Source organism: Planktothrix rubescens CCAP 1459/22, from assembly GCA_904830895.1.
Classification (GTDB): Bacteria; Cyanobacteriota; Cyanobacteriia; order Cyanobacteriales; family Microcoleaceae; genus Planktothrix; species Planktothrix agardhii.
In genome coordinates, this window is record LR882958.1 from 3987501 (window position 1) to 4003275 (window position 15775).

Sequence of the window (15775 nt, forward strand, 5' to 3'; positions counted from 1 at the left end):
TAACGGGGTTTGATCAAGTATTCCTTCCAGAGCTTCTGGAATTTGACCAACGGCCTTGGTCTGACCAATGGAGGCACTAGAAATCACGGATAGACCCAAACGGTGAGCCACTTCTAGGACAGGAAGCCATGTTCGTTTCACTTGTTGAGTGGGTTGAACCAATGCCTCTAGCATCGTGGCATTGAAAGGTAACTGAAGGAATTTGAAATGATCTGTCCCATTGGGGGCCACTTGAGATGCAATCGCTTTTGCCTTGGCTAAATCAAGATGGTTGGGGTGGGTTGGTGGGACTCGGAAGCCATCCCAAGTAGCTAACCCATAGCTACTAATTTTTCCTTGACTAACGGCTTTTTCTAATACTTCAAATGCCAGCATTAAACGGTGATAAAAAATTTCTGGCGAAACTTCAGATAATTGCATTTCAGGGTTATGAAGATAATAAATATCAATTGTTTCTACTCCCAAATTATCCAAACTGCGCTCCAGTTGATCCCAAATATATTCCGGGTGTAGGCAGTGACATTCTGCCACTAAATCCCCAGGTTTGATTGAAAATCTACTGTTTTCAATATATCGAGAATAAAACCAACTGATCCGATCTAAATCGGGAATAAAACCTCCTTTCGTACAAATAATTAATTCATCTCTGGAGACAACTTCATCCCGGATTAAAGCGCGTAAAGCATGGCTTAGACTCCATTCAGCGTGCATATAGCGATAATTAATTGCGGTATCAATCAAATTAATTCCATTTTTAACCGACTCGATAATTGCGTCGGTGACCCGATCATCTGTTCGGGAGTCTGCGGCACCTAAATAAGTACCAATACCTATCGAACTTACAACCCAATCATTGGCTTCTCGAAAATGAGCAGCAATACAGTCTTGGTGATGCCGTTCTCGATATTTTTGGGTTCCTGTTAAAGTCGCTTTACCTGAAATTTTCATACTGTTCTAGGTTAAATGGGCCAATAAACCTCTAAACACTTTTACGGAATCTTAACAAGTTTTTCCTACATCTCCATATTATAATTGACAAAGACAAAGACTAATACTCAAATCAAAACAATGCAATCTTTTTCTTTCTGTTTGTAATTAAGCTGTTCCATTTTATATGCTATCATAATAAACCAACAGGTTCAACCCTAAAAGCTCCTTTTTGAGAGGCTTTCAAAAAGTATATCCAGTTATTTTTTTAGGTATGACTACTAATCAACAAAATTCACAATTAAATTGCCAGAAAATCGCGGAAGTCTTGTTGTCAAATCCATTGGTAGAAGATTGCTATTTACTGGTACGGGATAGTGAATTAGTCGCTTATATCGTTTACTCTGGAACTGGGAATCCAGAACAATTATCCTCTGATGTGAAGTCAAAATTACCCGATCATCTCTTACCCACTTTCTATGTGCAAGTTTCTAATTTACCCTTAACAAATACTGGTTGTGTAGATGAGTTAGCCTTAAAAAATATAGAAATTATCGACGAAAATTTAGTAAATAATACCGAAAAAAAACTACAGTCTTTATCAGGAATTGAGCAAGTTGCTGTGGTCATTACTTCCCAAAAATACAAAAATCTCCCGCTACATCTATCGGAATTATTGCCATTAAAACAACCAGAAACAGTTGAGAAGCAAAATCAAGAAATCGAAACCCGGATCACTCTACCCATTCACGCTTCTAATGCTCAACAAGCTATTAGTCACGGACAACCTTTAGTAGAGTCTGTACTACAGCCAAAAACCTTGGGAGATATACTCCAGAAAACAGCCGAAAACTATCCGAATAGAGGAATTATCTATATTCAATCTAATGGTTCTCAGATATTTCAATCCTATCAACAATTATGGGAACAAGCCCAAAGAATACAAACAGGATTACAAAAGCTAGGTTTACAGAATCAAGATAAAGTCATTTTCCAATTATCGGAAAATTGTGACATCATTTCCGCATTTTGGGGATGTATTTTAGGGGGCTTTATTCCTGTGATTCTCTCAGTTCCACCCACCTACAAAGAGATTAATCATGAAATTAATAAAATTTGTCAGGTCTGGGAATTGTTAGAACATCCTCTAATTATCACGAATGAATCCCGACAACAAGACGTAAAAAAATTAGAAAAATGGCTATCTAATCAACCAATTAAACTGAGTTGTATTGAAGAATTAAAAACCTACTCCCCCGATCATCCCCATATTAGTCAACCTGATGATATAGCTTTTTTCAATCTGACATCAGGTAGCACGGGAATGTCTAAATGTATATCATTAACCCATAAAAATGTTATCTCTCGTGCGAGAGGAGCCAACATAATTTGTGAATATAATAACGACGATATTATCCTGAATTGGCTGCCTTTTGACCATATCGGGAGCATTTCTGAGTTGCATATTCGCTGTGTTGATTTAGGATGCCAAATGGTCTATGTTCAAACGGAATATATATTAGGTCGTCCTCTCAATTGGTTAGATTTAATTCATCAATACCGGATTACTCATAGTTGGGCTCCTAATTTTGCTTATAATCTGATCAATGAAGCTCTTAAAAAAGAACCCTCTCAGACTTGGAATTTAGACTCGATTAAATTCTTTTTAGTAGCTGGTGAAGCAGTTTCCGATCAAGTGGTCGGAGAATTTACTAATAAACTTCATAGCGAATATAAATTGAAAACAACGGCGATTCGTCCTGCTTTTGGGATGGCAGAAATGGGATCGGGAATTACTTATTATCAACCGACAATAGAACAGCCTTTACTCTTTCATACGGTTGATAAATATTCCTTGACTCATACTTTAAAAAGAGTCCATCCTGAACATCCCAATAGCACAACCTTTACGGATTTAGGATTACCTATTCCGGGCGTATCAATTAGAATTGTTGATCAAGAAAATTCCCTACTTCCAGAAGAAACGATTGGTCATTTACAAGTCAAAGGAGATCCAGTTTCACCGGGATATTATAAAAATCCAGAAGCAAATCAAGAAGCTTTCTTAAAAGATGGCTGGTTTAAGACAGGAGATTTAGGATTTATTAGCAACGGACATTTAGTGATTACAGGAAGAAGTAAAGAAACGATTATTATTAATGGGGTGAATTATTACAGTCACGAAATTGAAACAGTTGTTGAAGCTATTGAAGAAGTAGCAGCATCTTATACTGCCGCTTGTGCTGTTCATGATCCTAAGAGTAGTACAGATCAATTAGCTTTATTTTTTAGTGTAGAAATCGATCCCCAGGATTTACCTGAACTGCTGAAAAAGATTAGACGAAAAGTGATTAACAGTTTTGGCGTTAATCCCGAATATTTAATCCCCTTAAATAAAAACGAAATCCCCAAAACTTCTATCGGTAAAATTCAGCGATCGCAATTAACTAAACGTTTTGAAGCCGGGGAATTTAATCCTGTTCTTAAAGAGATAGATATTCTTTTAGAAAATGCGAATACTATTCCTGATTGGTTTTACCGGAAAGTTTGGAAGTCCAGATCTCCGGTTAATCTGAAGCCAGAACTTTCTAACAATTATACTTTAATTTTTTTGGATCAGTTAGGTTTAGGAGAATTTTTAGCTGCACAAATCCAAGCCAAAAACTTACCCTTTGTAACGGTTTTGGCGGGAGAAGAATTTTCTAAATTAAGTAACGATCGCTATACAATAAAACCAGGGGAAGCAGAACACTATCAACATTTAATGGCATCTTTAGCAGAGGAAAAAATTACTATTGGGAATATTATTCATCTCTGGACGTATCAAAAATATTCGGGAGAAATTGATAGTATAGAGCAGCTAGAAAAAGCACAAAATCTAGGAATCTATAGTTTATTGTTCCTCGTTCAAGCCCTAGCTAAAATTCACGATTTAAACCGAACAATTCAATTGTTATTTGTTTCTAGCCATAGCCAATTTGTTACTAAAGCTGATGAAATTGCTTATGAAAAATCTCCCGTTTTAGGACTGATTAAAAGCCTAGCTCAAGAAATTCCTTGGTTAAATAGTCGTCATCTCGATTTACCCATTGATAAAAATGAAATCAATGGGGCTGATCTTCTCCAAGAACTTTACGTTTTATCAAGGGAAAGAGAAATTGCCTATCGAGCAGGAAAGCGTTTTATTTCTGGCTTGAAAAAAGTCAATTTACCTGAACAACTTAAACAAGAATTACCCTTTAAACCAGGGGGAATTTATCTAATTACTGGGGGCTTAGGAGGAATAGGCATAAAAGTTGCTGAATATTTGCTTAAAAATTATCAGGCTCGGTTACTATTGATTGGAAAAACCGCTTTACCGGAAAAACATCTCTGGAATGATCATCTGAAAAAAGAAGATGAATTTTCCTTGAAAATCAAAAATTTACAAGCCTTAGAAAACCTGGGGGGAGAAGTAATTTACCAAGCGGTAGATGTTGCTAATTACACTCAAGTACAGCAAGCTGTAGACGAGGTGAAACAGCATTGGAAAGGAGAACTCGATGGAGTCATTCATCTAGCAGGAATCTATAAAAATTGTTTACTGCTGGACGAAACAAAACAAGGTTTAGCAGCCATTCTTCGTCCCAAAGTATTAGGCACTTGGATCTTACATCAACTGATCAAAGAATCTCAGGGAATTTTTATCAGTTTTTCATCCTTAGCTAGTTTTTTTGGAGGAGCAACTTTGGGTTCCTATGCGGCGGCAAATACTTTCCTAGAACATCTTAATAACTATCAAAAATCTAAAAATTTATTCCCCAGTTATTGTTATAGTTGGACAACTTGGAAAGAAACAGGAATTAGTAAAGGCTATCAGATGCAATATCTAACCCAATCTCAAGGGTATTACGATATGACAGTACAGCAAGGATTAGACTCATTTTTAGCGAGTTTATATCATAACCAAGGACAGTTAATGATCGGTTTAGATGGGAGCAATTCTAAAATTAAACGTTTTACATCTTTGTCTGAGGGATTACAGAAATTAACGGCTTATTACATCCCGAAATCACCTCCTAATCCGATTAATTTAGCCGATCATTTAACCCTAAAAGATCGATTTGGAACTCCCTATAACTGTTCATTGATTCCTAGACAATCCTTCCCTCTTACAGACCAGGGTGAAATTGATAAACAACAATTACTAAAGGAACTTCAGGGTCAAGAAAATAGCGAATGGATAGCGCCCAGAACTGAAGCAGAAAGTAAAGTTGCTCAAATTTGGCAAAATGTCCTTAACCTACCCCAAATCGGTATTCACGACAATTTCTTTGAACTCGGAGGACATTCATTGCTGGCGAGTCAAGTCATATCTCGTTTGCGGGATGTTTTCTCGTTGGAATTATCTTTACAGAGTTTATTAGAATACCCGACTGTGGCTAGTTTAACTCAAACCCTTGAGGTGCTTAATGTGGCAAAAAATAGTCACAGTGCTATTAGAGAAACCCAAGAAGATTACGAAGAAGGAGAATTATAAAAATATGTTGATTGAGGCTTTTTGGAGTTCGTTTCCTGTAGAATGTAAAGTTATATATATGTATTTGATATTTCTGATCAGGGATATGCTATAAACAATGACCAGAAAATAAACCCAAATCCAAAAAAACTAAACCGCTATTCACACAAACAGAAATTCAGGAAAAAGACACCGAATGAAAGTAGTAGAATTTTTATCTTACTTAAATAGTTTAGAGATCAAACTTTGGCTTGAGGAAGATAAGTTAAAATATCAGGCTCCCCAGGGAGTAATGACAGCCGAAATCAAGCAAGAAATCGGGACAAGAAAATCTGAAATTCTCGACTTTTTAAGCAGAGAAGCCCAACCATCCCCTAACTCTCCTGAATCAGTAATTATTCCCGTTTCACGGGATGAAGATTTACCCCTATCTTTTGCTCAACAGAGGATGTGGTTTCTCTATCAGATGGATAGTCAAAATCCTGCTTACAATGAGTGTCCAGCCATCCGTTTAACGGGAAACTTAAATATTGATATTTTGGAGCAGAGTCTCAACGCCATTATTCAACGTCATGAAATTTTGCGGACAACCTTTCCGATGGTAGAAGGAAAACCCATCCAGAAAATTGCTCCCTTCCTGAAGGTGAATTTGTTAAAAGTTGAGTTAAAAGACTTACCGATAGAAAAAGTAGAAGAAATCGTCGCTCAAGAACTACAAAAACCCTTCGATTTAACTCAATCTCCGTTGTTAAGATTTACTCTTTTTGATTTGGGATATGAAGATTATATTTTAGTTCCAGTTATTCATCATATTATTATTGATGGTTGGTCAAAAGGGATCTTATTTAAAGAATTATCTAGCTTTTATCAAGCATTATTATCAAATTCGACTGCTTCTTTACCCGAATTAACGATTCAGTATGCAGATTTTGCAGTTTGGCAAAGACAATGGTTACAAGGAGAAGTTTTAGCAAACCAGCTAAACTATTGGAAAAAACAATTAGCTGCTGCTCCCCCTTTATTAGAACTTCCCACAGACAAACCTCGTCCTCCCATCCCCAGTTTTCGAGGCTCTAGTATTTGCTTTAAAATCGACTCGGATGTAACAGAAAAACTGAAAAGTCTCAGTCAAAAATCAGGGGTTACTCTATTTATGACCTTACTGGCTACTTTAAACACTTTACTCTTTCGTTATAGCAGCCAAAAAGATATTCTGGTAGGAACTCCCACGGCGAACCGAAATCGACAAGAAATTGAACCCCTGATTGGTTTTTTTGTTAATACTTTAGTGATGCGAAATTCCCTAGAAGGGAATCTTTCTTTTTCAGAATTATTGCAACAAGTTCGCAATGTTGTCTTAGAATCTTATGCGAACCAAGATGTCCCTTTTGAGCAAGTCGTAGATGGCTTACAGATAGAACGGAGCTTGAGTTATAATCCCCTATTTCAAGTGATGTTTGCCCTACAAAATACCCCTCTAACAGCCTTAGATATACCGGGGTTAAGGGTGAAATCTATGGCGGTAGAAAACGTCAGAGTGAAATTTGATCTGACCTTAATTTTAGAAGAAATAGAGACAGATCAAGGAACTTATTTAGAAGGTTATTGGGAATATAATGGCGATCTATATACAGCCGAAAGAATCACCCGTTTGATGGGTCATTTCCAAACTTTATTAAAGGGAATTGTGAAAAATCCCCAGCAAAAAGTCGGGGAATTACCCTTACTGACTGACCCAGAAAAACAACAAATATTAGTGGAATGGAATCAAACTCAAGTCCCCTATCAGGATCATCAATGTATTCATCAGTTATTTGAAGAACAAGTTGCCAAAAATCCTGATGCTGTAGCGGTCATTTATGAACAGGAATGCCTCACCTATCAACAGTTAAATCAAAAAGCAAATCAACTCGCCCATTATCTGCAAAGTTTAGGGATTAAAACCGAGGAATTAGTAGGAGTTTGTGTAGAGCGATCGCCATTAATAATTATTGGTATTTTAGGAATTCTTAAAGCGGGTGCAGCTTATTTACCTCTTGATCCCAGCTATCCGCCAAACCGCTTAATTTATATGGTAGAAGATTCTGGCGTATCCGTAGTATTGACTCAAGAAAAGTTAGCCAATACGTTACAATTAGAAAATCTTCAAAAAGTTTACTTAGATCAAGATTGGCCGATCATCTCACAGCAAAGTTCAGATCCTCCTGTTAGTGAAACTCAGGCTAAAAATCTAGCTTATGTGATTTATACTTCGGGATCAACCGGAAAGCCAAAAGGGGTTTTACTTGCCCACAAAGGAGTCTGTAACTTAGCAACGCAACAAAGAAAAATTTTTAATATTAAAGCTCAGAGTCGGGTTTTGCAATTTGCTTCCTTTAGTTTCGATGCTTCCGTGTGGGAAATTTTTATGGCCCTGGGTTCTGGGGCAACCTTAGTCATGGGCGACAGTGATTCTTTGTTACCAGGAGAAAATTTACTAAATCTGTTAAAAAAACAAAAGATTACTATAGCAACATTGCCACCCTCAGCCTTAGCGGTCATGCCTACAGATGAATTACCAGATTTACAGAGTCTTATCGTAGCTGGGGAATCTTCATCGGCTGATTTATTAAAAAAATGGTGTCAGAATCGTCATGTATTTAATGCCTATGGGCCTACGGAATCGACGGTTTGTACGACCATCGCGTTAATTAAAGATCCCCAGGAAAAACCACCTATTGGAAAACCTCTGGGGAATTTTCAGGTTTATATTTTAGATCCTTGTTTGAATCCTGTTCCGATTGGAATTAATGGAGAATTATACATTGGTGGCGAAGGTTTAGCAAAGGGTTATCTGGGTCAGCCGGAGTTAACAAACTCTAAATTTATATCGAATCCTTTTAATGATGATCCAGCCTCCCGTTTGTACAAAACTGGGGATATAGTGCGCTATCTAGCAGATGGCAATATTGATTTTATGGGTCGTATTGATCATCAGATCAAAATCAGAGGTTTTAGAATTGAATTAGGAGAAATAGAAACTGTTCTCAGTCAGCATCCTCAAGTCCAGGAAGGAATCGTCATTGCCAGAGAAGATGAACTAGGGGTCAAGCGTTTGTCTGCTTATGTTATCCCAGTGACTCAACAATTAACCCGGCAAGAATTGCGCCAATTTTTGCAAGATAAGCTTCCCAATTATATGGTACCTGCTTTCTTGATGCTCTTAGACTCTTTTCCCCTGACTCCTAATGGAAAAGTAGATCGTCGTGCTTTACCGATACCGGAAATTGATCTCCATGAATTAGAAAATTATATTGCCCCCAGTACCGACACAGAAACAATCCTCGCTCAAATTTGGCAAAGTGTTTTGGGACGGGAAAGAATTAGTATTCATGACAACTTTTTTGAATTAGGGGGAGATTCAATTATTGGGATTCAAATTGTGGCTAAAGCCAATCAAGCCGGACTAGGAATTACCCCAAAACAGTTATTTAGCCATCAAACTATTGCCCAATTAGCAACAGTAACTGAGAAAGCTCCTGTCACTCAAATCATGCAGGATTTGGTTAGCGGTCAAGTTCCTTTAACGCCGATTCAACAGTGGTTTTTTGAGCAAAATTTACCCGAACTCCATCACTTTAATCAATCGGTATTCTTAGAAGTTCCGGCCCATCTACAGCCGGATTTATTAAAACCAGCCATTGCCAAATTACTGTATCATCATGATGCTTTACGTTTACGCTTTGTGCATAAACAAGGACAATGGCAACAGTATCACAGCGATGATTGGGAGTCTTTTGGTTTTGAAGTCATGGATTTATCCCCGATGTCTTCGGGTGAACAATTGACCACAATGGCAGAAATTTCAGAGGCTCAACAGCGCTCCCTAAATTTAGAAAAAGGCCCCTTAATTTCGGTGGTTTTCTTTCAATTAGGTGACGCAGGAAGATTGTTAATTATTATTCATCATCTAGTAGTCGATGGGGTTTCCTGGCGCATTTTCCTAGAAGATTTACTCACCAGTTACCACCAATTAGAAACCGGAAAACCTCTGGAATTACCCCTAAAAACTAGCTCCTTTAAACATTGGGCTGAGGAAATCCAAAATTATGCTCAAAACCCAGAACACAAGTCTTACTTAGATTACTGGTTAAAGCAGGATTTTCCCTCAATTCCCCATCTTCCCTTGGATTATCAAACTGATATCAAGTCTAATACCGTTGCTCATGCGAGAACGGTCTCTTTTACCCTGGGCGAAGAACAAACTCGCTTACTATTGCAGGATGTTCCTCAAGCATACAACACCCAAATTAATGATGTATTACTGACGGCTTTAGTACAAGCTTTTGCTCGTTGGACAGGGTTTTGTGATCTTGTTATTGACATTGAAGGTCATGGCAGGGAAAATGTAATCAACTCCCTGAGTTTGTCCCGAACTATTGGTTGGTTTACCAGTATTTTTCCTGTCATTTTGACTTTAAAAAATATTGACCATCCTGGTGAATGTCTCAAGTCAGTTAAAGAGCAATTACGACAAATTCCAAATCGGGGAGTTGATTATGGAATTGGATATTATCTTAACCCAGATTTAACCATTCAATCCCGTCTAAGAAGTTATCCGAAACCAGAAATCAGCTTTAATTATTTGGGGCAATTTACTCGCCCACAAATAGGTTCTGTTGACTGGAAATTTTCTAAAGAAGCGAGTGGTTCTATTCATAGTCCCTTGGGGCAACGTTGCCATTTAATTGCGATTAATGGACTCGTTGTTGATGGGAAACTAGAAATGGAATGGCAATATAGTGAGAATTTTCATCAAAAAACAACGATAGAAAATTTAGCTAATGCTTATCAAGAATCTTTAGAAATCCTAATTAACCATTGTTTATCAGGAGACGGAGGTTATACTCCATCGGATTTTCCCGATGCTGATCTCAATCAAGCAGAATTAGATGAACTGCTTTTGGAACTAGATTAAATCATTTCTGTACTCTAACTGGAGATTTAAGCCCTTATGTTGCCATCTATTGAAAGCCTCACTCAAAGCAAAAATGGATTACTCAAGCAAGACATTGTATGTCAGTCAATGGATAAAGATATATGTAATTCATTAGCCCTAGAAATTCCCTGTATTTCTTATCAAAGTATGAAGCGTTCTTCTCGAGTATTAAGAGAATTTGTACTCTATTATTTTCCGCTTTATAATCTTTCTTGGAGTGACTTTTTTAGATTTTATCCAATTTTAGGTTTTATGGAAGCGCTGGTTTATGAAACCGATGAAGAAGTTGAGCAAATCCAAGCAACAAATTGTCTACTAAAACAACATTCCCCTTGGAAAACCAAACAAGAAATGATTTTAGCAGTTTTAGAAAAATCTAATTTTAAACATCATCAAGTTGAAACCTATTTAGATAACTTAGGAGAATACTTTGAACTAGAAACCCATTTATTAATTTCTCCTGAGATCACTCATCAAGAGATTATGAAAGCTGCTCAATTACGCTCTTCTGACTATCGATTTTTACATTGTACATTGCTAAAAATGTTAGGACAAAACTTTCATGATGAAGAATTAAATGAAGAGTTAAGATTAATGTGGTCATTAGAAGTTTTAAATGATATCGAAGACGACATAGAATCTTATGAAAAAGATGTGGCTACCAAACATTATAATACTTACAGGATGTTTGTTAAAATTTATGGACAACAAGCTCCTTATTATCTCAAAAAAGAATTGGATTACTATGAACATTTATTCCATCAAGGGGTTGAAAAAATATCAGACAATCCCTTAAAATATAAAGGATTTAAAAAATCTTGGAACGCCTATCGTCTTGATCATCCTGTTCCCTTAATTCCCCAGCCAATTTTGGAAAATTAATTTTTCAACAGAAAACATCTTTAAACATACCTAAGAGCCAATGAATCACATTAAGATTAAGTCGGAAACCCTAAATAAACTGTTCATTAATATAGGACAACAGCAAGGAGAAATTGTTTATAGAGGGCGTAAACTTGCTCAAAAATCTCAAAAAAATTGGGATGAATTTATCACCACTTTACTAGAAGGAAAAGGAAACCCACAGATAGGGAAAGTCTATCAAGATTTATCTCTAGCTGTAGAACAGTATAATCAAGAAGGTCAAAACCCCGTTGCTTTTGAAGTTGTTTATCATTACTTTGTCGCTAAAATTATCCGTTTAATCAATCTTAATCCAGCAGATTTTCCTCATCAATGGTATCTAGCTTGTAAAACAGAAGATATTTCCCATCCAGGAGATTTTATTACTCTGAAACTGTTTCAAGAACCGCTAGTCATTGTCCATCAAGAAGACGGAACAATTGGATGTTTTCTTAATGTTTGTACTCACCGTCAATCTCCTGTTTTTGAAGGAAAAGGATGTGCGAGTCGTAATAAAAAAGTCCTTTGTCCCTATCATGGATGGGCGTTTGATTTAGACGGAAATTGTCAAAATGCCCCAGGAGCAAGTCGAGGGGAATTTGGCAGTAATTTTGACCTTAATCTATATGGGTTGCAAGAAATAGAAGTCAAGCAAGATGGGGAATATATTTTTGTCAAATTATTGCCAACCAAACCAGAAGAAAATGAGACAAAGAGAGATTATAATTCAGAAAATATCGGAGTAGCAATTGCCAACTTACTAGACCAAGTAAGTCCTGGTTATGCAGAAGGAAAAAGTGCTTCACTTCCTGAAGCTATTCGTCTCTGGCTAAAAATTGGTTATTTAGAAAAAGAGTTAACTTTTCTCGTAGCATCCCTTAATCATTCTCCAGGAATTATTTCTGAAGATGTTAATTATTCCCAAGAAACTGAATTATTGATTGAGTCTTTAGTTAGAGAACTTAAGCAAGCAATTTTGATGGTAGAGAATCAAGAGTTAACGGTCAATTTTGGGGAAATTTTAGAGCGTATTGGACTACCGCAAGAAATGGAAAAACCAACGAAATTTAATCCCTTTGAAGATTCAGAGTTAGGGGGAGAAAATGACTCAGAGGATGAACTAGCACAATTGAATACAGAACCTTTGCCTATTTGGATTTATGGGGATACAGCCCTATTTACCCTAGAAATTGACCATTTAATCGCTCCTACTTGGCAATTTGTCTGTCATATAAATGAAGTTCCCGAAGCAGGAAACTTCACTTGGTTAGATATTATTGGCGAGAGAGCTTATGTTATACGAACCAATGAAGGAGAATTATTTGCTGGAAGACTTAAACATCTAGATGAGCGCAATAATTCTCCTAATTTCAGTTTACCCAATTACGGATTAGAACCGATTGATATTGATATTTTTTATGGCTTTGTTTTTATTCGTTTCAGTTGGGAAGGAGCCAGACTCAAAGAACTTTGGTATCAAGCGGATTTACTAAAACCCTATAACCTCGAAGCCATGCAGCCTATTAATGGTCTTGGACGGTACGATATTAATGTCGAAGTTGACTATAAATTATTGTGGGAAAACTTTTTAGAAGACTACCATTTCCCCATGATGCACAAAGGCTTAACCCGTCGCTTTAAACTATCGAGTGATTGCGAAGGAATAAACGGGATGATTATTCCCATGAAAGACCCTCCATCTCCCTATTTAAACCCTACTGAACGCAAGTATTATGACTGTGCAAAAAGTTTAGGCAGACATTCTTGGGAACATGAAACCAAATTACAAGAAATAGCAGCACAAACCCAATCACTCCCAGAAACTTTGTGTTATTCTGCTTTTTGTTCCATGTCATCTCAAGAAGAGATGCCCATGCCCTTTTCTTTGAGTATCTTTCCTGAACACGTTCAAACATTTTCCATAGTGCCAGGAGGAGCTAGAGAAAGTCGTTTTCACGTCCGCAGTTATGCCCATCCAGTTGACCCAAATTCTCCCCATAGTCAAACCATAAAAGATGCCCAACTGGCTAATATTCAACTGTTGATTGAATCCTTACACGAAGACATTAGAGTTAACTATATTACCCAGGATAGTGTATCATCTATATTGTTTGAAAAAAAGGGAATATTTAGCATTGCCGAGTTGGATGTTGCTAAATTTCAACAAGCCATTCGTCTTAAATTACCTATGACCAAATTTCAAAATAGAACTTTCTTAGTAAATCATTAATCCCTTTTTATTCCCACAATTTTTCTGAACTTGAAATTGCTTTATTTTGTACAGGAAATGCTAATTTATCAACCCTTAAAAAATCTGGAGCCTTAAAACCATGTTAAAGTTTTCGATGGAATTTTGTTATCCCCAACCTGATGTAAAAACTTTAATCGTTGGCACTTTAGGGCCAAAAGAAACCAGTAGTGAACAGACCTTAAATTATCTGATTACTCAATGGCAAGCGGAACAAATTTCTGTTACCAGTCATTTATTTGATACCTTTACAGAGTTGAAAGAATCTTTGCTCCAAGATCAGGTGGATTTGGCTTTGGTTCCCCATGCTTATGAAAGAGTTAATGATTTTTATATGGAACCCAGTTTAAAACTAGGTTTTGTTTTTACCTATCCCACACCAGTTTATGGATTAGCCAAGCGCAAAAATGAAGAATTAGTTTGGGAAAATTGCACCCTAGTTACTCATCCCGCTCCCTTTCCTTTACTCCCTTATTTATTACCCGGCTACCCCAATCAAAAAAATATTAAAGTGGAGTTTGTTAATTCTACAAGTGCAGCCGCTATTCAAGTTAAGCAAGGGTTAGCCGATTTAGCAATCACCAATGAGAATGCTCTCAAAGAAAATGATTTAGAGTTTATTGCAGAATATGGGAAAATTGAGATGAGTTGGTCTATTTTTCATAAAAAAGGAACAGTCCATAGAGAATAAATAATTAAGAATTAATTTTTGAGAAAAACTTAATTAAGGAGATCAAAATGCCTACATTTTTCCCCGAAGGAAAAACAATTAATATCAATGGAGAAGTGGAGTTATTGGCATTCCAATGTCAGGATACAGTCGTCCAATTAGCCGCCATTGCACCAGGTGCTATTTTTCCCCTGCACCAACACACAGAAAGTCAAATCGGAATGATATTTAACGGCAATTTGGAAATGAATCTCAACGGGAATAAAACTGTTATTCAACCTTTAGATCATCTCTATGTTGCCGGGGCTAATGTTCTTCACGGTTCAGCTAATCTTTTGCATGAAACTATCTTAGGATTTGATGTCAAAAGAATCATCAACCCTCCCATACAAGGAGAAGATGAACCCACAATCCTGCGCGTGACTCCCAGTGAAAATCATGCCACTGGTTTAGTTTGTCAATCTGTGACTGGTTCTTGGTTTGAGATTATTATTACTCAGATTCCTCCAGGAAAAACAATCCCTAAACATCAGTCTAGTTGCCAAAAAATGGGAATTATTCTTAATGGAAAACTTGATGTTTATGTAGGGGGGGAAGAACAGCAACTAGCTTATGGTAATATTTACTATGCACCCCCTGAGATACCGCACGAAATATCTAATTTTACTGACGAAACAGTATCTTTACTTGATATTTTGATTACACAATAAATGTTTATACATTAGAGGACGAATAATTATGGATTTAGGATTAACAGGAAAAGTTGCTTTAGTAACAGGAGCTAGTGCAGGAATTGGTTTTGCTGTAGCCGAAAGATTAGCCGAAGAAGGCTGCCGATTAATAATTTGCGGTAGGAATGGTGAACAACTGGAGAAAGCCAGTCAATCTTTACTGAATTTTAATGTAGAAGTAATCCCTTTAATTGCCGATGTTCAAAACGAATCGGACTCGCAAAAGCTAGTAGAAAGATCCCTTAGTAAGTTGGGCAGAATTGATATTTTAATTAATAACTCAGAAGGGGCTAGTTTTTCTGGAGAATCAATAGAAGATATCTCAGATGCAGAATGGAGAGGCGTATTTGAAGGAAAATTAATGGGCTATATTCGCATGACTAACTTAGTTTTGCCTAGTATGAAAAATCAGCAATGGGGACGAATTATTAATATTATTGGAACATCAGGAAAAGAACCTTCTCCCCGTCTGATAAAATCAGGAGTTGCTAATGCCGGGTTAATTAACTTCACTAAAGCAGTCGCAACTGAAGTGGCTAAGTATAATGTTTTAGTGACTGCTATTAATCCGGGTATTATTGATACACCCAGACATCGACAATATTTAACGGTGAATGCTGAAAAACAAGGTGTAACCGTGGATAATATTCGAGCCGGAATTATGAATAATATTCCACTTCGTCGTATTGGTAATTCTGGTGAAGTAGCTAATTTAGTCGCTTTTTTATCGTCAGAATGTGCCAGCTATATCACAGGAATAACAATTCCGGTGGATGGAGGTTTATCTTCTGGAGCTTTCTAAGAAGACTTAGATAATTTA

8 protein-coding genes (1 of these 8 running past the window's edge) are annotated in these 15775 nt (G+C 36.9%); 7 read left to right on the forward strand and 1 reads right to left on the reverse strand.

Features of this window, described 5'->3' with window-relative positions:
• Positions 1-948, reverse strand: the 5' portion of a protein-coding gene (locus NMG86_RS18420; RefSeq protein ID WP_043939567.1) for an aldo/keto reductase. 51 nt of this gene lie to the left of the window's left edge; 948 of the gene's 999 nt are visible here — the first part of the coding sequence; it begins with the start codon at positions 946-948; its stop codon lies beyond the left edge, outside the window.
• Between the two features lie 253 nt (positions 949-1201).
• Here NMG86_RS18420 and aerA point away from each other — a divergent pair, with 253 nt between their 5' ends.
• From aerA to aerF, 7 genes are all read left to right on the forward strand, one after another.
• Positions 1202-5446, forward strand: a complete 4245-nt coding sequence (aerA, locus tag NMG86_RS18425) for an aeruginoside biosynthesis non-ribosomal peptide synthetase/polyketide synthase AerA (protein ID WP_026796214.1) — start codon at positions 1202-1204, stop codon at positions 5444-5446.
• A gap of 175 nt (positions 5447-5621) precedes the next feature.
• Positions 5622-10382 (forward strand): non-ribosomal peptide synthetase, encoded by a 4761-nt coding sequence (locus NMG86_RS18430; RefSeq protein ID WP_026796215.1) that lies wholly within the window; start codon positions 5622-5624, stop codon positions 10380-10382.
• 36 nt (positions 10383-10418) lie between these two features.
• On the forward strand, positions 10419-11285 hold the full coding sequence (locus NMG86_RS18435) for a hypothetical protein (RefSeq protein ID WP_051319629.1): 867 nt from the start codon (positions 10419-10421) through the stop codon (positions 11283-11285).
• A 40-nt stretch (positions 11286-11325) separates the two neighbouring features.
• Positions 11326-13536, forward strand: a complete 2211-nt coding sequence (aerC, locus tag NMG86_RS18440) for an aeruginoside biosynthesis protein AerC (RefSeq protein ID WP_026796216.1) — start codon at positions 11326-11328, stop codon at positions 13534-13536.
• Positions 13537-13636: 100 nt separating this feature from the next.
• The gene (gene aerD, locus NMG86_RS18445; RefSeq protein WP_026796163.1) at positions 13637-14245 is read left to right on the forward strand and encodes an aeruginoside biosynthesis prephenate decarboxylase AerD; all 609 of its coding nucleotides are present in this window, start codon (positions 13637-13639) and stop codon (positions 14243-14245) included.
• 47 nt (positions 14246-14292) lie between these two features.
• Positions 14293-14934 (forward strand): aeruginoside biosynthesis protein AerE, encoded by a 642-nt coding sequence (gene aerE / locus NMG86_RS18450; protein WP_026796217.1) that lies wholly within the window; start codon positions 14293-14295, stop codon positions 14932-14934.
• Between the two features lie 28 nt (positions 14935-14962).
• Entirely contained in the window at positions 14963-15757 is a 795-nt protein-coding gene (gene aerF, locus NMG86_RS18455) for an aeruginoside biosynthesis putative reductase AerF (RefSeq protein ID WP_026796218.1), read from the forward strand.
• The last annotated feature ends 18 nt before the right edge of the window (positions 15758-15775 follow it).